This is a genomic window from Leekyejoonella antrihumi, assembly GCF_007845645.1.
GTDB lineage: Bacteria > Actinomycetota > Actinomycetes > Actinomycetales > Dermatophilaceae > Leekyejoonella > Leekyejoonella antrihumi.
Map to the genome: position 1 here is coordinate 83,905 of NZ_VCQV01000001.1, position 22,243 is coordinate 106,147.

Consider the following 22,243-nt stretch of genomic DNA (forward strand, 5'->3'; position numbering starts at 1 on the left):
GCGGGTGGTGGGGCGAGCGGGTGAGCCCGTAGGCCTCGGCCCCGACCGCCGTGCCGCCGCGCGGGGCCGACGAGGCGATCGCCTCTTCCACGGGGCCGCGGCCACGGCGGGAGTGCTCGTCGTCCTCATCGTGGTGCTGATCACGGTGTTCCTGGTCGTGCACGCGGTCCCCGCCCTCCTGCACGACCAGGCGAACTTCCTCACCTCTCGCTCGTGGGACGTCTCCGTGCCAATGAGCTTCGGCATCCTGCAGCTGTTGTGGACAACCGTGGCGACCTCAGTGCTCGCCCTCGCGATTGCTCTGCCCTTCTCGGTTGGGATCGCGCTGTTCCTGACTCACTATGCGCCACCGTGGCTGTCGCGCCCGGCCGCTGTGTTGATAGATCTGCTCGCTGCAGTCCCCTCGATCGTCTACGGCCTCTGGGGTGCCTACATAGTGGCGCCGAAGTTTGCCCCGATCCAGGACGGCATACAGCACCTGCTCGGCTGGATCCCGTTGTTCGGCGGCGTATCGGCGATCAGTGGCGGCACGACGATGCTGCTCGTCGGCATCGTGCTCGCGATCATGGTGCTGCCGATCATGACCGCGATCAACCGCGAGGTGTTGGCCAAGGCACCCGCAGCCCAGCAGGAGGCGGCCCTCGCAATCGGCGCGACGAAGTGGGAGATGGTGCGCACGGCTGTGCTGCCCTACGGACGCGCCGGCATCATCAGCGGCGCCATGCTCGGGCTCGGGCGAGCGCTCGGCGAGACCATCGCCGTCATGTTCATCCTGTCCGCGCTCCCCCAGGGGTCGGCGTGGACGTGGTCGCTCTTCAACGGCGGCGAAACCTTCGCCTCCAAGATCGCCAGTGATGCGGCCGAGCTGACACCGGGTCTTGGCACCGGCGCCTACATCGCGGCCGGCCTGGTGCTCTTCTTGCTGACCTTCGTCGTGAACGCCGTCGCTCGGCTGATCATCGATGGCAAGAAAGACTTCTCCGAATGAGCACGCTCTTGCGCGCTGCGCCCGCCCCGCGCACGACTGCGCTGGCACCCGGCCGCTCACGTGGGCGGACCCTTCGCAGCAGCGCGGCCACCGCACTGATCTGGCTGGCCTTCGCCATAGCCCTGGTTCCGCTGGTCTGGATCATGTGGACCGTCCTGTCCCGCGGCCTGCCCTCCATGCTGCACCTCACCTGGTGGAACAAGGACCAGTCCGGAGTCGGCCCCGCCGGGTTCGACCACCAGGTCCGCGGCGCGAGGCACGCAATCGTGGGCACACTGCTGATGGCCGCGCTGACCTCGCTCATCGCGGTGCCCATCGCGATCCTGACCGCGATCTACCTGGTCGAGTATGGGCGCGGGCGCATTGCACGCATCGTGAGCTTCATGGTCGACATCCTCAGCGGCGTGCCATCGATTGTCGCCGCGCTGTTCATCTACGCGGTGTGGGTCACGACGTTCAAGCTCACGCTGGTCCCCGCATGTGCATCACTTGCCCTCGTGCTGCTGATGATTCCGGTGGTCACGCGGTCTGCTGAGGAGATGCTGCGACTGGTTCCCAATGAGCTGCGTGAGGCGGCCTACGCGTTGGGTGTGCCCAAGTGGAAGACCATCCTGCGCGTCGTGCTGCCCAGCTGTATGTCGGGCATTGTCACCGGAGGTCTGCTCGGCTTCGCGCGAGTCGCCGGTGAGACCGCGCCGCTGCTGCTGGTGGCCTCCTACACCCAGTTTCTCAACCAGAACATGTTCTCCGGCAGCATGGCCGCGTTGCCCACCCTCATCAACACCAACGTGCAGTTCATGAGCAGCGATCCGATCAGCGCGGACCGGGTCTGGGGCGCGGCCTGCACGCTCATCGTGCTGGTCCTGGCAATCAACCTGGCCGGGCGACTGCTCGGGCACCTGACTCGAGTCAAGAGCTGATTCCCTTGTCGTTACTGCGGAGAGAGATCCATGAGCAAGCGCGTTGACGTGAGCGACCTACACGTCTACTACGGCGACTTCAAGGCCGTCGAGGATGTGACCATGACCATCGCGCCGCGTTCGGTCACGGCCTTCATCGGACCCTCCGGGTGCGGCAAGTCGACCTTCCTGCGGACCCTCAACCGGATGCATGAGGTGACCCCCGGCGGCCGGGTGGAAGGCACCGTGACCCTCGACAGTGAGGATCTGTATGCGCCGGGCGTTGATCCGGTCGCCGTCCGCCGGACGATCGGCATGGTCTTCCAGCGCCCCAACCCCTTTCCGACCATGTCGATCCGGAACAACGTCCTGGCCGGCCTTCGACTCAACGGGGTCAAGGAGAAAGCGACCCTTGACGAGACCATGGAGCGGTCGCTGCGCGCCGCCAACCTCTGGGAGGAGGTGAAGGACCGACTGGGCAAGCCCGGGGTCAGTCTGTCCGGTGGTCAGCAGCAGCGGCTGTGCATCGCTCGCGCGATCGCCGTTGAGCCGCAGGTGCTGCTGATGGACGAGCCGTGCTCGGCGCTGGACCCCATCTCGACGCTCGCCATCGAGGACCTGATCGGTCGGCTCAAAGCGGACTACACGGTCGTCGTGGTGACCCACAACATGCAGCAGGCCGCACGGGTGTCCGACTCCACCGCATTCTTCAACCTCGCCGCGACGGGAAAGCCCGGCCGACTGGTCGAGATGAACGACACTGCAACGATCTTCAGCACGCCCAGTCAGCGGGTGACCGAGGACTACATCTCTGGTCGGTTCGGCTGACCGGACCACCCGCAGCACTCACTCAGATGTGCACTTCCGCTCCAAAGGGCGCAGCTGTAGCTGCGCCCTTTGAAGCGAAAGGTGCACAGTCAGCAAAGAGCGCCCGGCCTCCTTTCGGAGGCCGGGCGCTCTCCCGTTGCCTTACGTGGAGTCCCCGCGAAGTACTGAGCAAGGGACCAGCGAAGACTTCGTGGGGTTGACCTAGGAGTCGAAGCCCAGTGACGCGTCGTCCAGTCGGACGGCCTCACCCGAACCCGGTCCGAAGACCGGGTAGTCGTAGGCCTGGTAGTCCGGCAGGGCGTACAGCGCCGCCTTGGCCTCCTCGGTCGGCTCAACCTTGACGTTGCGGTACCGGTGCAGACCGGTGCCGGCCGGGATGAGCTTACCGAGGATGACGTTCTCCTTGAGGCCGAGCAGCGGGTCGCTCTTGGCGTGCATGGCCGCCTCGGTGAGCACTCGCGTCGTCTCCTGGAACGATGCCGCCGACAGCCACGAGTCCGTGGCCAGCGACGCCTTCGTGATGCCCATCAGCTCGGGGCGACCCGATGCCGGGCGACCACCCTCGGCGACCGCCTTGCGGGAGGCGTCCTCGAACCGGGTGCGCTCGGCGAGCTCACCGGGCAGCAGGGTCGTGTCACCGGCCTCGATGATCGTCACCCGCTTCAGCATCTGCCGCACGATGACCTCGATGTGCTTGTCGTGGATCGACACACCCTGCGGGCGGTAGACCGCCTGGACCTCATCGACCAGGTGCTTCTGCACGTCGCGGGCACCGAGGATTCGCAGCACCTGCTTCGGATCGATCGCACCCACGACGAGCAGCTGACCAACGGTCACATGCTCGCCGTCGGAGATCAGCAGTCGGGCGCGTTTGCTCACCGGGTAGGCGTGCTCGTCGCTCCCGTCGTCCGGCGTCAGCAGGATGCGACGAGCCTTGTCGGTCTCCTCGATCTGGACGCGGCCGGTGGCCTCGGCAATCGGGGCCATGCCCTTGGGGGTACGAGCCTCGAAGAGCTCGACCACACGCGGCAGACCCTGGGTGATGTCCTCACCCGCGGCGCCACCGGTGTGGAACGTGCGCATCGTCAGCTGGGTGCCGGGCTCACCGATCGACTGGGCGGCGATGATGCCGACCGCCTCGCCGATGTCCACCGTCTTGCCGGTCGCCAGCGAACGGCCGTAGCACTTTGCGCAGGTGCCGACACGGGACTCACAGGTGAGCACCGAGCGAACCTTGACCTCTTCCACACCTGCGGCCAGCAACTTGTCCAGGCTCACGTCACCCAGGTCGGAACCGCCCTTGGCGAGTACCGTCCCGTCCATCTCGACGTCGGTGGCCAGCGTGCGGGCATACACCGAGGTCTCGATCGCCTCGTGTGCCACCAGCGTTCCGTCGGCCGCGCGCTGCCCGATCGGCAGCACCAGACCACGGTCGGTGCCACAGTCGTCCTCGCGGATGATGACGTCCTGCGACACGTCCACCAGACGACGGGTCAGGTAACCCGAGTCGGCGGTACGCAGCGCGGTGTCGGCCAGACCCTTACGGGCTCCGTGCGTCGAGATGAAGAACTCGACCACGGTCAGGCCCTCACGGAAGTTCGACTTGATCGGACGCGGGATGATCTCGCCCTTCGGGTTGGCCATCAGGCCACGCGCCCCGGCGATCTGCCGGACCTGGAACCAGTTACCACCGGCGCCCGAGGACACCATGCGGAAGATTGGGTTCTTCGCGTCGAAGTTCTCCTGCATCTGCGCCGCGATCTCGTTGCTCGCCTGCGTCCAGATCTCGATCAGTTCGGTACGACGTTCGTCATCGGTGATCAGACCGCGCTCGTACTGCTGCTGGACCTTGGCCGCACGCACCTCGTGCTTGGCGAGGATCTCCCACTTGCCGGCCGACGTCTGCACATCGGAGATGGCCACGGTGCAACCCGATCGGGTCGCCCAGGAGAAGCCTGCCTCCTTGAGCGCGTCCAGGGACGCCGCAACCTGAGCCTTCGGGTAGCGCTCCGCCAACGTGTTGATGATCGCGGACAGGCCCTTCTTGTCCACCACGTTGTTGATGTACGGGTAGTCCTCGGGCAGCGTCTCGTTGAACAGGAACCGGCCCAGGGTCGTGTCGAGCACGAACGTCTCGGCCAGGCCCTGCTCGTCGACCGCGGTGCCCTCGGGCAGCTCGTAGCCGGCCGGCGGGACATACCCGAAGATGCGCATCTTGATGCGCGACCCGAGCAGGATCTCGCCACGGTCGAACGCCATCCGTGCCTCTGCCGGGCCGCTGAAGGCTCGCAGCTGCTCGGGGTTGTCCTCACGGACCGCCTTGCCCTCCTCGTAGGTGAGGAAGTACAGACCGGTGATCATGTCCTGACCGGGCATGGTCACAGGGCGACCATCGGCCGGCTTGAGCACGTTGTTGCTCGACAGCATGAGGATGCGGGCCTCGGCCTGCGCCTCGGTCGACAGCGGCACGTGGACTGCCATCTGGTCACCATCGAAGTCGGCGTTGAACGCGGTGCAGACCAGCGGGTGGATCTGGATCGCCTTGCCCTCGACGAGCTGCGGCTCGAAGGCCTGGATGCCCAGGCGGTGCAGCGTGGGTGCACGGTTCAGCAGGACCGGGTGCTCGGTGATGACCTCTTCGAGGACATCCCAGACGACCGGACGGGCCCGCTCGACCATCCGCTTGGCCGACTTGATGTTCTGGGCGTGGTCCAGGTCGACCAGACGCTTCATCACGAACGGCTTGAAGAGCTCCAGGGCCATCTGCTTGGGCAGACCACACTGGTGCAGCTTCAGCTGCGGACCGACGACGATGACGCTGCGGCCGGAGTAGTCGACGCGCTTGCCGAGCAGGTTCTGACGGAACCGGCCCTGCTTGCCCTTCAACATGTCGGACAGCGACTTCAGCGGACGGTTGCCCGGGCCCGTGACCGGGCGGCCACGACGGCCGTTGTCGAACAGCGCGTCCACAGCCTCCTGCAGCATGCGCTTCTCGTTGTTGACGATGATCTCGGGAGCGCCCAGGTCAAGCAGTCGCTTGAGCCGGTTGTTCCGGTTGATCACGCGGCGGTAGAGGTCGTTCAGGTCGGAGGTCGCGAAACGGCCACCGTCCAGCTGCACCATTGGGCGCAGGTCCGGCGGAATGACCGGGACGCAGTCCAAAACCATCCCGGTCGGGTTGTTCTTGGTCTGCAGGAAGGCCATCACGACGCGCAGCCGCTTGAGGGCGCGGGTCTTGCGCTGGCCCTTGCCGGTGGCAATGGTCTCGCGCAGCGACGCGGCCTCCGCGTCGAGGTCGAAGGTCTCCAGGCGCTTCTGCAGTGCCGCGGCACCCATACCGCCCTCAAAGTAGAGACCGAAACGGTCCCGCATCTCGCGGTAGAGCACCTCGTCGCCCTCGAGGTCTTGGACCTTGAGGTTCTTGAAGCGGTCCCAGACCTGCTCCAGGCGCTCGATCTGCAGGTCGGCGCGCTTGCGGATCTGGTTCATCTCGCGCTCGGCCGACTCGCGGACCTTGCGGCGAGCGTCAGCCTTGGCGCCCTCCGTCTCCAGCTCGGCCAGGTCGGCCTCGAGCTTGGCGGCGCGGGTGTTGACATCGCTGTCGCGGCGGTTCTCCAGCTCCTTCTTCTCGACCTCGATCTGCGCCTCCAGGGACGGCATGTCCTTGTGCCGCTGGTCGGTGTCAACCGACGTGATCATGTAGGCCGCGAAGTAGATGACCTTCTCGAGGTCCTTCGGGGCCAGGTCCAGCAGGTAGCCCAGCCGGCTCGGCACACCCTTGAAGTACCAGATGTGCGTCACCGGGGCGGCGAGCTCGATGTGGCCCATCCGCTCACGGCGCACGCTGCTACGGGTCACCTCGACGCCGCAGCGCTCGCAGATGATGCCCTTGAAACGCACCCGCTTGTACTTACCGCAGTAGCACTCCCAGTCCCGAGTGGGACCGAAGATCTTCTCGCAGAACAGACCATCCTTCTCCGGCTTCAGGGTCCGGTAGTTAATGGTCTCGGGCTTCTTCACCTCACCGTGGCTCCACTCGCGGATGTCCTCCACGGTGGCCAGGCCGATACGTATCTCGTCGAAGAAGTTCACGTCCAGCACGTTTGCTGCCTTCTCTCGGGGGTTGTTCTCAAAGTCTGAAGTCTGATGGTTGTCAGTAGTTTTTCGTTAGGTCGCCTGACCTTCCCGTATGCCGCGGCAAGGAACGTCGCGCGGCATACGGGAAGCAGTCATCAGACCTCGTCCACCGAGCTGGGCTCACGCCGAGACAGGTCGATGCCGAGCTCCTCCGCGGCGCGGAAGACCTCCTGGTCGGGGTCGCGCAAGTCGATCGTCTGCCCGTCGCTGCTGAGCACCTCGACGTTCAGGCACAGCGACTGCATCTCCTTGATGAGCACCTTGAAGGACTCAGGGATGCCCGGCTCGGGGATGTTCTCGCCCTTGACAATGGCCTCGTAGACCTTCACGCGACCGTTCACATCGTCGGACTTGATGGTGAGCAGCTCCTGCAGCGCGTACGCCGCGCCGTAGGCCTCCAGCGCCCAGACCTCCATCTCACCGAATCGCTGGCCACCGAACTGCGCCTTGCCGCCCAGCGGCTGCTGGGTGATCATCGAGTACGGACCGGTGGAGCGGGCGTGGATCTTGTCGTCCACCAGGTGGTGCAGTTTGAGGATGTACATGTAGCCCACCGACACCGGCTCCGGGAACGGCTCGCCGGAGCGACCGTCGAACAGCCGGGTCTTGCCCGATGCGCCGACCAGACGCTGACCGTCACGGGTCTTGCGCGTCGAGTCGAGCAGACCGGTGATGACGTCCTCGGACGCGCCGTCGAAGACCGGCGTCGCGACCCGGGACCCGGCGGGTGCGTCGTACGCATCCTCAGGGATCCCTACGGCGAACTCGGGCTCGCCCTCGATCTGCCAGCCGCGGCTGGCAGCCCAGCCGAGGTGCAGCTCGAGGATCTGGCCCAGGTTCATCCGGCGGGGCACACCGTGCGGGTTGAGCACGACGTCGACCGGGGTGCCGTCCTCCAGGAAGGGCATGTCCTCGATCGGCAGGATCTTGGAGATGACACCCTTGTTGCCGTGCCGGCCGGCCAGCTTGTCACCATCGGTGATCTTGCGCTTGTTGGCCACGTAGACGCGCACCAGCTGGTTCACGCCCGGGGGCAGCTCGTCGCCGTCCTCCTCGCGGTCGAAGACCTTGACACCGATCACGGTGCCGGTCTCGCCGTGCGGCACCTTCATCGAGGTGTCGCGGACCTCCCGCGCCTTCTCGCCGAAGATCGCGCGCAGCAGGCGCTCCTCCGGAGTCAGCTCGGTCTCCCCCTTCGGGGTGACCTTGCCGACCAGCAGGTCGCCGTCGCGGACCTCGGCGCCGATGCGGATGATGCCGCGCTCGTCCAGGTCGGCCAGGACCTCCTCGGAGACGTTCGGGATGTCCCGGGTGATCTCCTCCGGGCCCAGCTTGGTGTCGCGTGCATCGATCTCGTGCTCCTCGATGTGAATCGAGGAGAGCGTGTCGTCCTGCACGAGACGCTGGGACAGGATGATCGCGTCCTCGTAGTTGTAGCCCTCCCACGGCATGAAGGCCACCAGCAGGTTCTTGCCGAGCGCCATCTCACCACCGTCGGTCGCGGGGCCGTCCGCGATGACGCCACCCTGCTCCAGCCGGTCACCCTCGTTGACCATGACCCGCTGGTTGTAGCAGGTTCCGGCGTTGCTTCGGGTGAACTTGGAGGCGCGGTAGGTCGTATAGGTGCCGTCGTCGTTCATGACGGTCACCAGGTCCGCGGAGACCTCTTGGACGACACCGGCCTTGTCGGCCCGGATGACGTCGCCGGAGTCCAGCGCGGCACGGTACTCCATACCGGTGCCGACGAGCGGCGCCTGGGACCGCACCAGCGGCACCGCCTGACGCTGCATGGCCGCACCCATCAGGGCGCGGTTGGCGTCATCGTGCTCGAGGAACGGGATCAGCGCGGTGGACGCCGACACCATCTGGCGGGCGGAGACGTCCATGTAGTCGACGTCGTCGGCCGGAACGTCACTGGCCTCTCCGCCCTTGGTGCGGACCAGCACCTGGTCCTCGACGAAGTGACCGGCATCGTCCAGCGCGGCGTTGGCCTGCGCGATGACGAATTCGTCCTCCTCGTCGGCGGTCAGGTAGTGCACCTCGTCGGTGACCACGCCGCTCTCGACCTTGCGGTACGGAGTCTCGATGAAGCCGAAGGCGTTGATCCGAGCGTAGGACGCGAGCGAGCCGATCAGGCCGATGTTCGGGCCTTCCGGCGTCTCGATCGGGCACATGCGGCCGTAGTGGGACGGGTGGACGTCTCGCACGTCCATGCCGGCGCGGTCACGAGACAGTCCACCGGGGCCAAGCGCGGACAGCCGACGCTTGTGCGTCAGACCGGCCAGCGGGTTGTTCTGGTCCATGAACTGCGACAGCTGGCTGGTGCCGAAGAACTCCTTGATGGAGGCCACGACCGGTCGGATGTTGATCAGCGTCTGCGGCGTGATCGCCTCGACGTCCTGGGTGGTCATCCGCTCGCGCACGACGCGCTCCATCCGGGACAGGCCGGTGCGGACCTGGTTTTGGATGAGCTCACCCACGTTGCGCAGGCGGCGGTTGCCGAAGTGGTCGATGTCGTCAACCTCGACGCGCAGGTCGACCTCTTCGCCGTTCCGGTGACCCTTGAGGGTGCTGTCGCCGGCATGCAGCGCGACGATGTACCGGATGGTCGCGACGATGTCGTCCACCGAGAGGGTGGACTGCGACAGGTCGGCCTCCAGGCCGAGCTTTTTGTTGATCTTGTAGCGGCCGACCTTGGCCAGGTCGTAGCGCTTGCCGTTGAAGTAGAGGTTGTCCAGCAGGTTCTGGGCAGCCTCACGGGTGGGCGGCTCGCCCGGGCGCAGCTTGCGGTAGATGTCCAGCAGCGCTTCGTCCTGCGTGGCGGTGTGGTCCTTCTCCAAGGTGATCCGGATCGACTCGTAGTCGCCGAACTCCTCGAGGATCTTCGCCTCGCTCCAGCCGAGGGCCTTCAGCAGGACGGTGACCGACTGCTTGCGCTTGCGGTCGACGCGCACGCCGACGGTGTCACGCTTGTCGATCTCGAACTCCAGCCACGCGCCGCGGCTCGGGATGATCTTGGAGGTGTACACCTCCTTGTCGGAGGTCTTGTCCAGGTTGCGCTCGAAGTAGACGCCGGGGCTACGCACCAGTTGAGACACCACGACGCGCTCGGTGCCGTTGATGACGAAGGTGCCGCGGTCGGTCATGAGCGGGAAATCGCCCATGAAGACCGTCTGGCTCTTGATCTCGCCGGTGGTGTTGTTCATGAACTCCGCTGTGACGAACAGCGGAGCGGCATACGTCATGTCCTTCTCTTTGCACTCCTCCACGGAGTACTTGACGTCCTCGAACCGGTGATCACGGAACGAGAGGCTCATCGAGCCGGAGAAGTCCTCGATCGGTGAGATCTCCTCGAAGATGTTCTCCAGGCCGGAGCGCTCGGCGAGGTCGTTGCGTCCCTCCGCCTTCGCGGCGGCGACGCGCTCCTGCCAGCGCTCGTTGCCGAGCAGCCAGTCAAAACTCTCCGTCTGCGGTGCGAGCAGATCGGGCATCTCGAGTGGTTCATGGATCTTCGCGAACGACAGGCGGCCCGAAGCCGTCTTTGCCGAGGACAGAGATTTGGTCGCAGTACGCGAGGCAGCCAAGGATGGATCCTTCCACAGGCCTAACAGCGGGCGGTTCGGTCGCGCGCACCCCACCTGGCCGCTCCACCGTCGCCGTCACCCCGGGCAGGGTGGCACTGGCGCCGCAAGTCACATCGCGTCGACCTGACAGGTCAGCGCACGCGCGAGATGAGGGCCATGGAAAAGGTGGGTTGGCTGAGTAAAGGGCAGCGCAAAGCAACAGCATACCCCTCTTGCCCGTGCGTGTCCAGTCGGACCACACACGTCCCCCAGCCAAGTCATTCGACTCCGTTGAGAGTGCACCCTGGCGCGCCACGGGTCAAGCACTACGCGCCGGTAATCCCACGATTCGTGAGGTTCCCGCTGCGACACGCCGGTCCCGGGCGCCGCAGATCAGCCGGCAAGATGTGCCCAGTCGTCGACCAGCTCGGACCAGGGGCCCATCGCCGCGACCCGGCCCTCGTGCAGCACGACCACTCGGTCGGCCTGCGCGAGGGCGGCCCGTTTGGAGGTCGCGCCGACCACCGTGGCGGATCTGCTGCGCAGCGCGTGCCACAGCTCGATCTCGGTCGCGGCGTCGAGTGCGCTGGAGACATCGTCGGCCAACAGCAGCTCCGCATCGGCGGCGAGCGCTCGAGCCAGCGCCAGGCGCTGCACCTGGCCGCCGGAGAGGCGCACACCACGGTGCCCGATCAGCGCATGCGGACCACCGGCGGTCTCCACATCCGGAGCCAACCGGGCATCCGAGACCGGCTCGTCGAAGGCGCGCGGGAATCCCAGCTGGATGTTGTCGGCGAAGGTGCCACTGAGCACCCGCGGGACCTGCGCGACGTACGCCACCTGGGCGGGCCGCAAGAACAACTCCGCGTCCTCGATCTCCCGGCCGTTCCACTGAATGGAGCCGGTGTGCTCCAGCAACCCCGCCAGCGCGCCGAGCAGGCTCGACTTGCCCGAGCCGACCTGCCCCAGCAGCAGCACAAGCTCGCCACGGCGAACCTCGAGGTTGATGGTCTCTACCCCGATGGTGCCATCGTCATGGATGATGCTCACATCGCGAAGGACCAAGGACTCCAGTGGCGTGCGCGCCGGCGTGGGCACCGACGGGGCCGCACCGGTCACCAGGTCGACGCCGGGGGGGACATCCATCAGGTCGACTCCACCGGCCATCTGGCTGGTGGCCACCTGCCAGGACCGGGTACCGGGTGCCTCGGTGACCACCGCCCCGGCCACCCGGCCGAACCAGTCGAACCCATTGACGGCGTTCACCACGAGCAGCGCCGTGGCCAGACCCCAGACATTCCACAGGAGAGCGGCCCACGCGGCCACCGCGCCGAGCTGGACCATGGCGGTCGGGACCCCGTCCAGCACCGCCTGAACACGGTGCTCACGAACCGCGGCGTCGACTCGGCCACGGTCGACCTCACGCAGGTGACGGTGCACGTCCGGCGTGCGGCCGGCCAGCTTGATGCTGCGCGCCGACTCCAGCGAGGACACCAGCGCACGGCCGAAGTCTGCTCGCGCGGCAGAGGCCTGGGTCGCCGAGCGGCCCGCGATCGGACGGCCGATGGCGGAGGCCAATGCCGAGACGGCCAGGACGCCGCCGAGCACCAGGCCTGCGAGATACGTGCCGGCGGCGACGGCCGTGACCACCACGATGACCACGCCGGTGACCAGGTCGACCCAGCGGTCGGCATACCGGGCGTACCGGTCGGCGTCCATGGCGCGAGCGACCACCTCACCGGCAGGGGTGCGCTTCAGCCGTCGCTGGGCCGTCTGGCCCAGTAACACCGACATGCGCACGCGCAGCAGCACCTCCACCCACCACCGCGGGTAGCGTGCGATCGCCTCGGCGAGCAGCAGCGGCCCCGCCATTACACAGGCGACCAGCGCGACCACCCACCACACGCTGACGCCCCCGTCGCCAAGGTCCTGCACGGTGTGTCCCCAGACGTACCCGGTCACTGCACCGACCGATCCCAACAGCGCAGCCGTCAAGAACAGCACGATGGAGGCCAGGCCCCAGCCCGGTTGCACAGCGAGAGCCTTCGCAATGCCCTTGGCGAGCGACGGACCGCACCCCACCTCCGGTCGCACGGGAGGAACGCCCCTGCGGCGCCCACCACCGACCGCCCCGGTGACCACCTCGGGCTCGGACTCGTGGTCGAAATCCGCGGCCAGCAGCAGCTCCCGGAAGCGGCCGGGCGCGCCGGCCAATGACGCCCTCGGGCCGGCCTGGATCAGCCGCCCTTGATCAAGGACGGCGACCAGGTCCGCGCGCTGGATGGTCGACAAACGGTGCGCGACGATGATTCCGGTGCGACCGACGAGCAGCCGGTGCGCGGCGGCCACGACTCTCGACTCGGTGAGCGGATCCATCCGGGCAGTGGCCTCGTCGAGCACCACCAGGCGTACGTCCCGCACCAGCAACCGGGCGAAGGCGAGCAGCTGCTCCTCTCCCGCGGACAGCGAAGCGCCGCCGGGCCCGAGCAGGGTGTCCAGCCCACCCGGCAACCCGGCGACCCACTCGTCCAGGCCCAGCTCGACCACCGCCGCCTCGACGCGCTCGCGCGGTTTGTCGGCGAACAGCGTGATGTTCTCCAGCAGCGTGCCGGCGATGATCTCGGTGCGCTGGGTGACCACTCCGACGGCGTCCCGCAGCTCGTGCAGGTCGAGATCGAGGACATCGGACCCGCCGAGCAGGACCGCGCCCGGCTCCGGATCGACGGCTCGAGAGACCAGGGACGCCAGCGTCGACTTGCCCGAGCCGGTTCGGCCCACCAGCGCGATGCTCTGCCCGCTGGGCACGTGCAGGTCGATATCGCGCAGCGCGAACCCGCCGTCTCCATAGGAGAAGTGCAGGCCCCGAAACTCCAGATCGAGAGCGCCGGCCGGCAGGCTCCGACCGCCTACCGGCTCCGGTGCGACGGCCAGCATCTGGCGTAGCCGCAGCACCGCGCCCAGACCGGCCTGCAGGTCGGGCAGCTGGTGCGCCACGTTGTGGATCTGCCCGACGAACGTGCTGGTGAGCAGGAAAAGAGTGACCAGCTGCGCCACCGAGAGCTGGTGTGCGCTCGCCAGCGCCACGCCGGCCACCGCGACACCAGCCAGCAGCCCGTGCATCGTCACACCGGCGCGCAGCGTGAGTCGTCGTTCGAACACGATCACCCGGAAGAAAAGGTCGTGCACCCGTGCGGAGAGCTGAGCCAGTCGCTGCACCGCGAAGGACTGGCCCAGGCTGGTGCGCAGGTCGTCGCGGCCCGCAATACTCTCTTCCAGCGCCGCAGCATGGTCGGTCCAGGCCATCTCCTCCACGACCTTGCGTTCGGCGATGACGCCCAGCAGCGGTCGCATCACCACAACGGTGAGGCCCGCAGTCAGGGGGAAGAGAATCCAGGCCGGCCACCAGGTGATGCTCGCGACCACCCACATCGGCAGGAGCGCCGACCCCGCCCGCAGCACGCCCCACAGCTGGGTGCGCACCAGCGTGCCCACCTCGTGCGTGTCGTCGTCGACGCGATCCAGGACCTCGCCGACGGCCTGCTCGGTGAGAGCGGCGAGCGGCTGGTGAAGAGCAGCATCGAGCAGATCCCCGCGTAGCCGGCCCTCGGCCCGATCGACCACGCCCGCCCACAAGAATCGGCCCACCGTGTCAAGCACCGCACCGCCGACCACCAGCAGCAGCAACAGCCAGACCAGGGCGACGGTTGCATGCTCGGCCAGCCGCCCGGCGACGACGGTGCCGAAGGTTGTGCCGAGCGCGGCCACAAACGACGCGCTCAGTGCGATGAGCGTGATCGGGCTCCGCATCCGGCGCCAGCCCACCTGCCGCTGCGCGGAGACGATGGGAGGTGTCGCCGCCGACGGCGTTCGGGTGAGGGTCATCATGGCGCGTTGCAGCGTACGGCCGATCACCGACAGGGCGCGAGTCATTTATGCGCACAGAAGAGCGGGCCCGACCGTAACCGGTCGGGCCCGCTCACTGCGAGAGTTGTCGGTCTAACCCTCAACCCGTCGGGGTCCCCGCGACGTTTCGCGAAGCACGTCGAGGGGTGGTGCTCACTTGAGCTCGACGGAGGCGCCGGCGCCCTCGAGGGCTTCCTTGGCCTTCTCGGCGGAAGCCTTGTCGACCTTCTCCAGGACGGCCTTGGGGGCGCCGTCCACGAGGTCCTTGGCCTCCTTCAGGCCGAGGGAGGTCAGCGCACGGACCTCCTTGATGACCTGGATCTTCTTGTCACCGGCAGCGGTGAGGACGACGTCGAACTCGTCCTGCTCGGCGGCCTCTTCGGCGCCACCGGCCGGGGCGCCTGCGGCGGCAACGGCGACCGGGGCGGCCGCGGTGACGTCGAAGGTGTCCTCGAACTGCTTGACGAACTCGGAGAGCTCGATCAGGGTCATTTCCTTGAAAGCGTCAAGGAGCTCGTCGGTGCTGAGCTTCGCCATGGTTGGCGTCCTTTCGTTTGTGTACGACCCGTGGGTCGTATGCCGTCAGTGGCGTGGGTGTTGCGCTTGTGGTTGTCGCAGGCTCGTGGCCTACGACTCGTCGCCACCCTCGGCGACGTCTGCACTGCTCTCCTGCACGTCGGTGGCCGGAGCCTGCGAGGGCATGGGGCCCTCGGCCTCGACCTTGGCGCGCAGCGCCTCGATGACCCGCGCCGTCTGCGACAGCGGTGCCGCGAACAGGCTGGCCGCCTGGCTGAGCGACGCGGTCATCGCGCCTGCCAGCTTGGCGAGCAGGACCTCACGAGACTCAAGGCTCGCGAGCTTGTTGATGCCCTCGGCGTCGAGCGGGTTGCCGTCCAGCACACCGCTTCGAATGACGAGAGCAGGGTTGTCCTTGGCGAAGTCACGCAGACCCTTGGCCGCCTCCACCGGGTCACCGGTGATGAAGGCGATCGCGGACGGACCCTCGAGCTGCCCGTCGAAGGCCGTGATACCGGCCTCCGCAGCAGCACGCTTGGTCAGCGTGTTCTTCACCACGGCGTAGGTCGCGTGCTCGCGAAGGGAGCTGCGCAGCTCGGTGAGCTGCGCCACGGACAGGCCGCGATACTCCGTCAGCACGGCCGCACTCGAGCTGCGGAATCGCTCCGTCAACTCGGCAACGACTGCCTGCTTGTCGGTCTTCGCCATGCGGACCTCCTTCCGGGATGAGTGCCGGTCGCTCGGAGGCCACAACGAAACGAGCCCCGGCGCAGATGGCGCGGGGCTCGCAGAGGCGGCAGATGGCATACGCGAACGTAGACCGTGCTGCTCGGCGTGATGCCTAGCTTCACCTGCGCTGGTCGCCCGCATCGGCGGACCTTCGGTCACTGCAAATGGTGCAGCGACAACCGGCGGTCTTTGGTGCACTCAGGGTAAGGCCCACGGTGGCCTACCGCCAAATCGAGTACGGGCGACGTCGGCTGGCGGCATGGCGCCGGACCCTTGCGAGGGTCGACCCCACCGCCTACGTCGAGGGCAGGTTCGCCTCGATGGTCGAGATCACCTCGTCCGAGGTCGGCTCGGTGCGCGTCCGGAAGCGGGCGACGACCTCGCCGGACGGTGCCACGAGGAACTTCTCGAAGTTCCACTGGACGTCGCCTGCCTCCCCTGACGCGTCCGCGTGCCGAGTCAGCTCGGTGTAGACCGGGTGGCGTCCCCCACCGTTGACCTCGATCTTGCCCATCATCGGGAACGTCACTCCGTATTTGGTGGCGCAGAAGGTCTGGATCTCCTCCGCGCTGCCGGGCTCCTGGCCACCGAACTGGTTGCAGGGGAACCCGACCACGCTGAATCCGCGCTCACCGTAGGTCTTTTGCAGCTGCTCGAGGCCGGTGTACTGCGGTGTCATCCCACACTTGGAGGCCACGTTCACCACGAGCAGCGCCTTACCGGCGTAGTCGCCGAGCGAGGTCGGCGCACCATCGAGGGCTGTCAGGGGAATCTCGTGAAGGCTCATGTGATCGACTCTATGCCGCGCTCGCAGCGCCCGCCCGGGCAGTGGCCGCTCAGGCACCCAGGACACCGGGATCGGACTCGACCTGCTCGGCTCGTCATCGCTCCGCGGAAGCCGAACGGCCGCCACCCGCAATGGGTGGCGGCCGTTCTGGACGTGTGGCGGTTCAGGCCTGCTCGGACTCGTCCTCGGTGAGGTTGCGCGTGCGCGATGAGTCCAGCGGGATGCCGGGGCCCATCGTGGTGGACATGGTCGCCTTGGTGATGTAGCGACCCTTCGACGACGACGGCTTCACCCGCAGGATCTCGTCCAGCGCCGCGGCGTAGTTCTCGACCAGATTCCGCTCATCGAACGACACCTTGCCGATGATGAAGTGCAGGTTGGAGTGCTTGTCGACACGGAACTCGATCTTGCCGCCCTTGATCTCGGTCACGGCCTTCGCGACGTCCATCGTGACGGTCCCGGTCTTCGGGTTCGGCATCAGGCCACGGGGGCCGAGCACCTTACCCAGCCGACCGACCTTGCCCATCAGGTCCGGGGTCGCGACGACCGCGTCGAAATCGGTCCAGCCACCGGCAACCTTGTCGAGCAGGTCGTCGGAGCCGACGAAGTCCGCACCGGCAGCCTGCGCCGCGGCGGCCTTGTCGCCATTGGCGAAGACCAGCACACGGGCGGTCTTACCGGTGCCGTGCGGCAGGTTGACGGTGCCGCGAACCATCTGGTCGGCCTTGCGCGGGTCGACGCCGAGCCGGAAGGCGACCTCGACGGTCGAGTCGTACTTCGTGGCGGCCGACGACTTGGCCAGCCGCACGGCGTCCATCGGTGAGTAGAGCGTGTCGGCGTCGATCGTCTCCGCCGCCTTGCGGTAGGACTTGCTGTGCTTCATTTTGTCTCCTTCAGAGATGTGGTTCTGCGGGCCGAAGCAGGCCCATCCACGGGGTTGGTGCAGACCGGTCGACCAGTCGATCGACCGGTGTCGTCACTCGGTCTCGATGCCCATCGACCGTGCTGTGCCGGCGATGATCCGCGAGGCCATCTCCACGTCATGCGCGTTGAGGTCGGCCAGCTTCTGCTCGGCGATCGCGCGAACCTGGTCCTTGGTGAGCTTGCCCACCTTGTTCGTGTGCGGCTCGCCCGAGCCCTTGGCGACACCGGCGGCCTTCTTGATCAGTTCGGCGGCCGGCGGGGTCTTGGTGATGAAGGTGAAGGAGCGGTCCTCGAAGACCGTGACCTCCACCGGGATCACGCTGCCGCGCTGGTTCTCCGTCGCGGCGTTATACGCCTTGACGAACTCCATGATGTTGACACCGTGCTGAGCAAGCGCGGGGCCGACGGGCGGGGCCGGGGTGGCCTGACCCGCATTGATCTGCAGCTTGATGAAGCCGGAGACCTTTTTCTTCTTCTTCGGTGGCATGTCTTTCGTCCTTACCTTGTTGTGGGCCCACGCCGTGGGCGATGACCCGGTTGCAGTGCCGTCCTCATCAGGAGGACCGCGTCGTTCGCCTCAGATCTTGGCAACCTGGTTGAACGACAGCTCGACCGGGGTCTCCCGGCCGAAGATGGACACCAGCACCTTGAGCTTCTGGGTGTCGGTGTTGATCTCGGAGATGGTGGCGGGCAGCGTCTCGAAGGGGCCTTCCATCACGGTGACGGATTCGCCAACGGTGAAGTCGACCTCGGGGCTGGAGGAGGACTTGGCCGACTGCTGCGCACCTGTTCCGGCGGACTTCGAGTCCGACTCCTGGTCGTCCTCGAAGACCGGGTTCAGCATCGTGACGACCTCGTCGATCGACAGCGGGGATGGCTGGTGGGCGTTGCCGACGAACCCGGTCACACCCGGGGTGTGGCGCACTGCGCCCCAGCTCTCGTCGGTGAGGTCCATCCGCACCAGCACGTATCCCGGCATCCGCACCCGGGTGCCCGTCTTGCGCTGGCTGTTCTTGATCTCGGTGAACTCCTCCATCGGCACTTCGGCCTGGAAGATGTAGTCCTCCATGTCGAGGCTGGTGATGCGGCTCTCGAGGTTGGTCTTGACCCGCTTCTCATACCCGGCGTAGGAGTGGATGACGTACCACTGCCCGAACTGTGCGCGCAGGTCGGCGATGAAGGCTTCCCGTGGGTCGACCGTCGGTGCCGTCTCCGCGTCCTCTGCAGTCGCCTCGTCGGTACCGGCGTCGGCCTCGTCGGTCTCGGCGTTGGCGTCGGAAGCGTCGGTCTCGTCCGCAGGGGGCTCCTCACCCTCGACGATCACGGCCTCGTCCTCCACCGTCGCGCTCGGGTCGGCCTCGGAGTTGGGTCCGTCGACCTGCTGCTCGGGCAGCGCCTCCTGCGAGGTGTCCTCATCCTGGGGCACATCGTCGGCTGCCTGGGCAGCGTCGCCGGGGGTTGCGGCGTCGTCAGTCGGCTGCGCAACCTGCGCCTCCGGCTCCTCGGCCTGCGCCTCGGGCGTCCACTGATCCGTCATTGACCTGATTCCCTCTTCGTCCATGTTCGTAGCGTTCCCTTGCCGGAACGTCCGTCCTGCACTGCAGTCACCGGCTGGCACGCGGTGGCCCGTCGACAGGCCGCGTCGGCCCGCCCTGTTTCGCTACCCGGCGAAAGCCCAGCTGACCAGCCGCTGGAAGAGCTGGTCGAGACCCACGACGTAAGCCATCACGACGACCAGGAACGCGATCACGACAAGCGTGTAGTCGACCAGCTGGTCGCGCGTTGGCCGCGCCACCTTGCGCATCTCATCGATGACCTGGCGGAGGTACAGCGAGATCTTGGCGAAAACGCCCACTCTGCCATGCCCTTTCGCAGAGGGACCACGAGCGGCGCCACGGCCGGCAGTGGTCCTCGTGTCAGTCACGACGCCTTCTCTCCAATCGATGGTCTTGAACGCAGGGCACGAGGGACTTGAACCCCCAACCCCCGGTTTTGGAGACCGGTGCTCTACCAATTGAGCTAGTGCCCTTTGCCACCGGACTTGGGGATCCGGCGCAGCTGGATGGCCAGGTGATCCAGAGGCTGACTACCGATCCGACCCGTTCGCGGACAGCCGTCAGCATGGCTTTGTCAGCCACCCTCGCAGGAGTGTACGCGACCACCTCATACCAAGGCCAACTCGGATCGACGCTGCGCCGTTCCCGACGCCGCCAGCCGATACGGTCGAGGCATGCAGCCGATGCTTCGCTCCGTGGTGGCGCTGCCCAAGGCACACCTGCATCTGCACTTCACCGGATCGATGCGCATCGGCTCGGTGCACGATCTGGCTCGCAAGCACGGCCTGAGCCTCCCGGATGCGCTCCGAACCTCCTGGCCACCGCAGCTGAGCGGCGCAGACGAACGCGGTTGGTTCCGCTTCCAGCGCCTCTATGACGCGGCACGGCACTGTGTCCAGGATGAGTCCGACCTGCGCCGGGTGGTGCGCGAGGCCGCCGAGGACGACGCGACCGAGGGATCACGCTGGCTGGAGATCCAGGTTGATCCCACGACGTACGCCGCGCGGTTGGGCGGTGTCACGCCGACGCTGGAGATCGTGCTGGACGAGGCCCGGTCGGCGTCCGATGACCTCGGGATCGGCGTCGGCGTGATCGTGGCCGCGTCCCGAATGCGCCATCCGTTCGAGGCACGCACGCTCGCCCGTCTCGCGGCGCGGCACGTCGGCGAGGGGCCGGGTGCAGTGATCGGCTTCGGCCTGAGCAACGACGAACGCCGCGCCGACACGAGGGACTTTGCGCCTGCCTTCTCGCTCGCTCGCCGAGCCGGGCTACCCTCCGTGCCGCACGCGGGTGAGCTGCTCGGTCCTCGGGCGATCGGCGAGACGCTCGACACGCTGGCCCCGACTCGCCTCGGGCACGGGGTCCGCAGCGTCGAGTCCGACGAGATCCTCCACCGGATCGTGGACGGTGGCGTCGCCCTCGAGGTGTGTCCCGGCTCGAATGTCGCGCTCGGGGTCTACGCGACTGCGGCACAGGTGCCGCTGCGACGGCTGGTCGATGCCGGCGCACAGATCGCGCTGGGCGCGGACGATCCGATGCTCTTCGGCAGCCGCCTGGCCGATCAGTACCGCTCCGCGCGGGAGGATCACGGGTTCACCGATGGGCAGTTGGCCGAACTGGCCCGCTCGTCGGTGCGGGTGTCATTCGCGCCGGAGGGCATCAAGAAGCAGACGCTGGCCGATATCGACGCCTGGTTGTCCGCCGACCCGGCCTGACCCACCCACTCGCCGAGGGGCATACATTCACCCCGACAGGTGTACCTATTTTGTATGCCGCTCGATCGGTTTGTATGCCTCTCGGCGCGGGCCTGTCAGATGTCAGATGTCCCAGGTCTCGTGGGCATCGGTTCGTAGTCCATGCCGCCTCATCACTTCCTGATACTGCATGCTGTCCAGCGCGTCGTTCCACACCCACCGAGCGACCCGCCGCCGCCCACCACCACGCAGGCGGTCCTCACGAAGCTTCTCCTTCCAGAGGACCTGCGAGGCCTGCTCAGCAGTCAGCTGCGGTGTCGCGCGGTATTTCAGCCGCCCATCGAACTCGCCGATCAACCCGAGCTCCTCCCACCAGAAGTCCACCCGGCCGATGAAACCATCCTCGTCGTCGAACCTCACCTGCAGCACTGGCCGTGGAATGCCCAGCTGAAACATCCGCGCACGACTCAGCGACTCTCCGACGGACTCGGAGCCGGCGTCCGCCAGGCGTATGACGAGTCTCGCCTTGCGTCTGCCGCGCGCCCCGGGTTTCAGCAGATCGACCTGGTCGCGCAGGTCCTGCGTCGTGCACAGCCGTTCGCGCAGAGCATGATCCGCTGCGGCGAGCCCCGATTCCAGCGGCACCTCCCTGGCCAGGTCGATGACCGTGCGATCAGGGGCAGTGACCATCAGACCGTTCACCTCGACACCGTTCGGGATCTCTTGCGCGCGACGTCGCCGCACACCGGGCGTGCGGCCCGTGGTGCCCGCGGCGGTGATGTGCTCGATCAGCGCCGGCCGACGTCCGATGGTCGGAATGCCCCAGGCGGCCGCAGCCGTGTGGTGTGAGAAGAGCGGGGTGCCGCCTGCCGCCGCGGCCACGGCATACGCACGCAGCAGCAGGATCTCCTCAGGCGGCAGGTCCGCAGGGCCACAGACATAGATTCCTTTACGCACCCGCCGAAATGGCAGCATGCCGTCGGCGGCCGGACGTGCCGGGTCGATTCCGAGCCGGTCGAGCGTGGCCGCGGTGACCAATCTCAGATCAGGCCACGGCGGCTGCGGTTCCAGCCGGTCGGCCGGGTGGAGTGGGTCCGTGGCAGCACCGTGCGACATTCCGGAAGCCTGCCACTGCGCAGAGCCCGACCACGGAAGTTATCCACAGCCTCACCGAGAGGCATACTTGCGCCCGAGAGGTGCACACATTTTGTATGCCGCTCGATCGGTGTGTATGCCTCTCGGCGGGTGGACCTACCAGTCCAGCCCGGCCTGAGCCAGTTCCGCCTCGAGCTGCAGTCGCTCCACACCGTCCAGCTCCCGGCCATCCGGGACCGGCACGTCCAGCGCGTCGCAGCACATCCGCAGCGTGTCGTCGTAGGCCAGGCCCACCGCCGTCAGCCGGTGCACCTTGGCTGGGGCGCGCGAGACCCGCAATCGGCACATCTCGTCGGCCAGCCAGTGCAGATCGACCGCCATCCGCTCCACCGGCGGATGAGTCGGCGCCGAGGTCGAGCGGCGGCGCAGGGGGCGCATCCCGTTGCAGGCGCGCCACGACCATCCAAGCAGCAGGAAGAACGCCGCCGGTCCGACACAGATACCGACAAAGATCGCGAGCGCTTCCATGGCCCACCTCCGGTGCAGCTACCCCTCCCATGATCCCACTGAATGCGGCAAGCCACCAGAGCGTCAGACGGGGGTGCCGCGGAAGGGGTGTTGAGA

Annotated in this window: 16 protein-coding genes and 1 tRNA gene; 4 read left to right on the top strand and 13 right to left on the bottom strand. The window is 67.1% G+C overall.

The annotated features are described in order from the left end of the window. Nucleotides 1–4 precede the first annotated feature (4 nt). The 3 genes from pstC to pstB are packed head-to-tail and all read left to right on the top strand — an operon-like array spanning nt 5 to nt 2,715. Nucleotides 5–988 (top strand): phosphate ABC transporter permease subunit PstC, encoded by a 984-nt coding sequence (gene pstC / locus FGL98_RS00385; protein ID WP_246136294.1) that lies wholly within the window; start codon nt 5–7, stop codon nt 986–988. Beyond that, nucleotides 985–1,908, top strand: coding sequence for a phosphate ABC transporter permease PstA (gene pstA, locus FGL98_RS00390; RefSeq protein WP_146314684.1), 924 nt, complete (start codon nt 985–987; stop codon nt 1,906–1,908). The genes pstC and pstA overlap by 4 nt, the downstream gene beginning before the upstream one ends. Nucleotides 1,909–1,938: 30 nt before the next feature. Continuing rightward, the gene (pstB, locus tag FGL98_RS00395) at nt 1,939–2,715 is read left to right on the top strand and encodes a phosphate ABC transporter ATP-binding protein PstB (RefSeq protein WP_146314685.1); all 777 of its coding nucleotides are present in this window, start codon (nt 1,939–1,941) and stop codon (nt 2,713–2,715) included. Between the two features lie 201 nt (nt 2,716–2,916). Here the strand turns inward: pstB and FGL98_RS00400 are convergent, their stop codons facing one another. The 11 genes from FGL98_RS00400 to FGL98_RS00450 form a co-directional block, all read right to left on the bottom strand. Further along, on the bottom strand, nt 2,917–6,816 hold the full coding sequence (locus FGL98_RS00400) for a DNA-directed RNA polymerase subunit beta' (protein WP_146314686.1): 3,900 nt from the start codon (nt 6,814–6,816) through the stop codon (nt 2,917–2,919). 131 nt (nt 6,817–6,947) lie between these two features. Next, on the bottom strand, nt 6,948–10,436 hold the full coding sequence (gene rpoB / locus FGL98_RS00405) for a DNA-directed RNA polymerase subunit beta (RefSeq protein WP_146314687.1): 3,489 nt from the start codon (nt 10,434–10,436) through the stop codon (nt 6,948–6,950). A 372-nt stretch (nt 10,437–10,808) separates the two neighbouring features. Beyond that, on the bottom strand, nt 10,809–14,297 hold the full coding sequence (locus FGL98_RS00410) for an ATP-binding cassette domain-containing protein (protein WP_246136309.1): 3,489 nt from the start codon (nt 14,295–14,297) through the stop codon (nt 10,809–10,811). A 174-nt stretch (nt 14,298–14,471) separates the two neighbouring features. Further along, nucleotides 14,472–14,855, bottom strand: coding sequence for a 50S ribosomal protein L7/L12 (gene rplL, locus FGL98_RS00415; protein WP_146314688.1), 384 nt, complete (start codon nt 14,853–14,855; stop codon nt 14,472–14,474). 90 nt (nt 14,856–14,945) lie between these two features. Next, complete coding sequence (gene rplJ, locus FGL98_RS00420) at nt 14,946–15,542, bottom strand: 50S ribosomal protein L10 (RefSeq protein WP_146314689.1); 597 nt, start codon at nt 15,540–15,542, stop codon at nt 14,946–14,948. A gap of 316 nt (nt 15,543–15,858) precedes the next feature. After that, nucleotides 15,859–16,350, bottom strand: coding sequence for a glutathione peroxidase (locus tag FGL98_RS00425; RefSeq protein ID WP_146314690.1), 492 nt, complete (start codon nt 16,348–16,350; stop codon nt 15,859–15,861). 163 nt (nt 16,351–16,513) lie between these two features. Then, the gene (gene rplA / locus FGL98_RS00430; protein WP_146314691.1) at nt 16,514–17,233 is read right to left on the bottom strand and encodes a 50S ribosomal protein L1; all 720 of its coding nucleotides are present in this window, start codon (nt 17,231–17,233) and stop codon (nt 16,514–16,516) included. A 93-nt stretch (nt 17,234–17,326) separates the two neighbouring features. Then, on the bottom strand, nt 17,327–17,761 hold the full coding sequence (rplK, locus tag FGL98_RS00435; RefSeq protein ID WP_146314692.1) for a 50S ribosomal protein L11: 435 nt from the start codon (nt 17,759–17,761) through the stop codon (nt 17,327–17,329). A gap of 90 nt (nt 17,762–17,851) precedes the next feature. After that, the gene (gene nusG / locus FGL98_RS00440) at nt 17,852–18,811 is read right to left on the bottom strand and encodes a transcription termination/antitermination protein NusG (protein WP_146314693.1); all 960 of its coding nucleotides are present in this window, start codon (nt 18,809–18,811) and stop codon (nt 17,852–17,854) included. A gap of 123 nt (nt 18,812–18,934) precedes the next feature. Continuing rightward, the gene (gene secE, locus FGL98_RS00445; protein WP_186525892.1) at nt 18,935–19,198 is read right to left on the bottom strand and encodes a preprotein translocase subunit SecE; all 264 of its coding nucleotides are present in this window, start codon (nt 19,196–19,198) and stop codon (nt 18,935–18,937) included. A 32-nt stretch (nt 19,199–19,230) separates the two neighbouring features. Continuing rightward, a tRNA-Trp gene (locus FGL98_RS00450) sits at nt 19,231–19,303 on the bottom strand. A 210-nt stretch (nt 19,304–19,513) separates the two neighbouring features. Between FGL98_RS00450 and FGL98_RS00455 the strand changes: the two genes are divergently transcribed. Beyond that, a complete protein-coding gene (locus FGL98_RS00455; RefSeq protein WP_146314863.1) occupies nt 19,514–20,545 on the top strand; it encodes an adenosine deaminase in 1,032 nt (343 codons plus the stop codon). Nucleotides 20,546–20,647: 102 nt separating this feature from the next. On the opposite strand, the gene FGL98_RS00460 is transcribed toward FGL98_RS00455, so the two are convergent. Together FGL98_RS00460 and FGL98_RS00465 are read right to left on the bottom strand one after the other, a co-directional pair. Continuing rightward, on the bottom strand, nt 20,648–21,640 hold the full coding sequence (locus FGL98_RS00460; RefSeq protein WP_146314694.1) for a hypothetical protein: 993 nt from the start codon (nt 21,638–21,640) through the stop codon (nt 20,648–20,650). Between the two features lie 135 nt (nt 21,641–21,775). Further along, on the bottom strand, nt 21,776–22,147 hold the full coding sequence (locus tag FGL98_RS00465; protein ID WP_146314695.1) for a hypothetical protein: 372 nt from the start codon (nt 22,145–22,147) through the stop codon (nt 21,776–21,778). Between the last annotated feature and the right edge of the window lie 96 nt (nt 22,148–22,243).

Excerpts from the sequence above, each read along its gene's own strand:
- rplA (WP_146314691.1), bottom strand. The coding sequence starts at position 17,233 with ATGAAGCACAGCAAGTCCTACCGCAAGGCGGCGGAGACGATCGACGCC.
- rplL (WP_146314688.1), bottom strand. The coding sequence starts at position 14,855 with ATGGCGAAGCTCAGCACCGACGAGCTCCTTGACGCTTTCAAGGAAATG.
- pstB (WP_146314685.1), top strand. The coding sequence starts at position 1,939 with ATGAGCAAGCGCGTTGACGTGAGCGACCTACACGTCTACTACGGCGAC.
- rplK (WP_146314692.1), bottom strand. The coding sequence starts at position 17,761 with ATGCCACCGAAGAAGAAGAAAAAGGTCTCCGGCTTCATCAAGCTGCAG.
- nusG (WP_146314693.1), bottom strand. The coding sequence starts at position 18,811 with ATGACGGATCAGTGGACGCCCGAGGCGCAGGCCGAGGAGCCGGAGGCG.
- FGL98_RS00455 (WP_146314863.1), top strand. The coding sequence starts at position 19,514 with ATGCTTCGCTCCGTGGTGGCGCTGCCCAAGGCACACCTGCATCTGCAC.
- FGL98_RS00465 (WP_146314695.1), bottom strand. The coding sequence starts at position 22,147 with ATGGAAGCGCTCGCGATCTTTGTCGGTATCTGTGTCGGACCGGCGGCG.
- FGL98_RS00460 (WP_146314694.1), bottom strand. The coding sequence starts at position 21,640 with ATGTCGCACGGTGCTGCCACGGACCCACTCCACCCGGCCGACCGGCTG.
- FGL98_RS00425 (WP_146314690.1), bottom strand. The coding sequence starts at position 16,350 with ATGAGCCTTCACGAGATTCCCCTGACAGCCCTCGATGGTGCGCCGACC.
- FGL98_RS00410 (WP_246136309.1), bottom strand. The coding sequence starts at position 14,297 with ATGACCCTCACCCGAACGCCGTCGGCGGCGACACCTCCCATCGTCTCC.
- rplJ (WP_146314689.1), bottom strand. The coding sequence starts at position 15,542 with ATGGCGAAGACCGACAAGCAGGCAGTCGTTGCCGAGTTGACGGAGCGA.
- pstA (WP_146314684.1), top strand. The coding sequence starts at position 985 with ATGAGCACGCTCTTGCGCGCTGCGCCCGCCCCGCGCACGACTGCGCTG.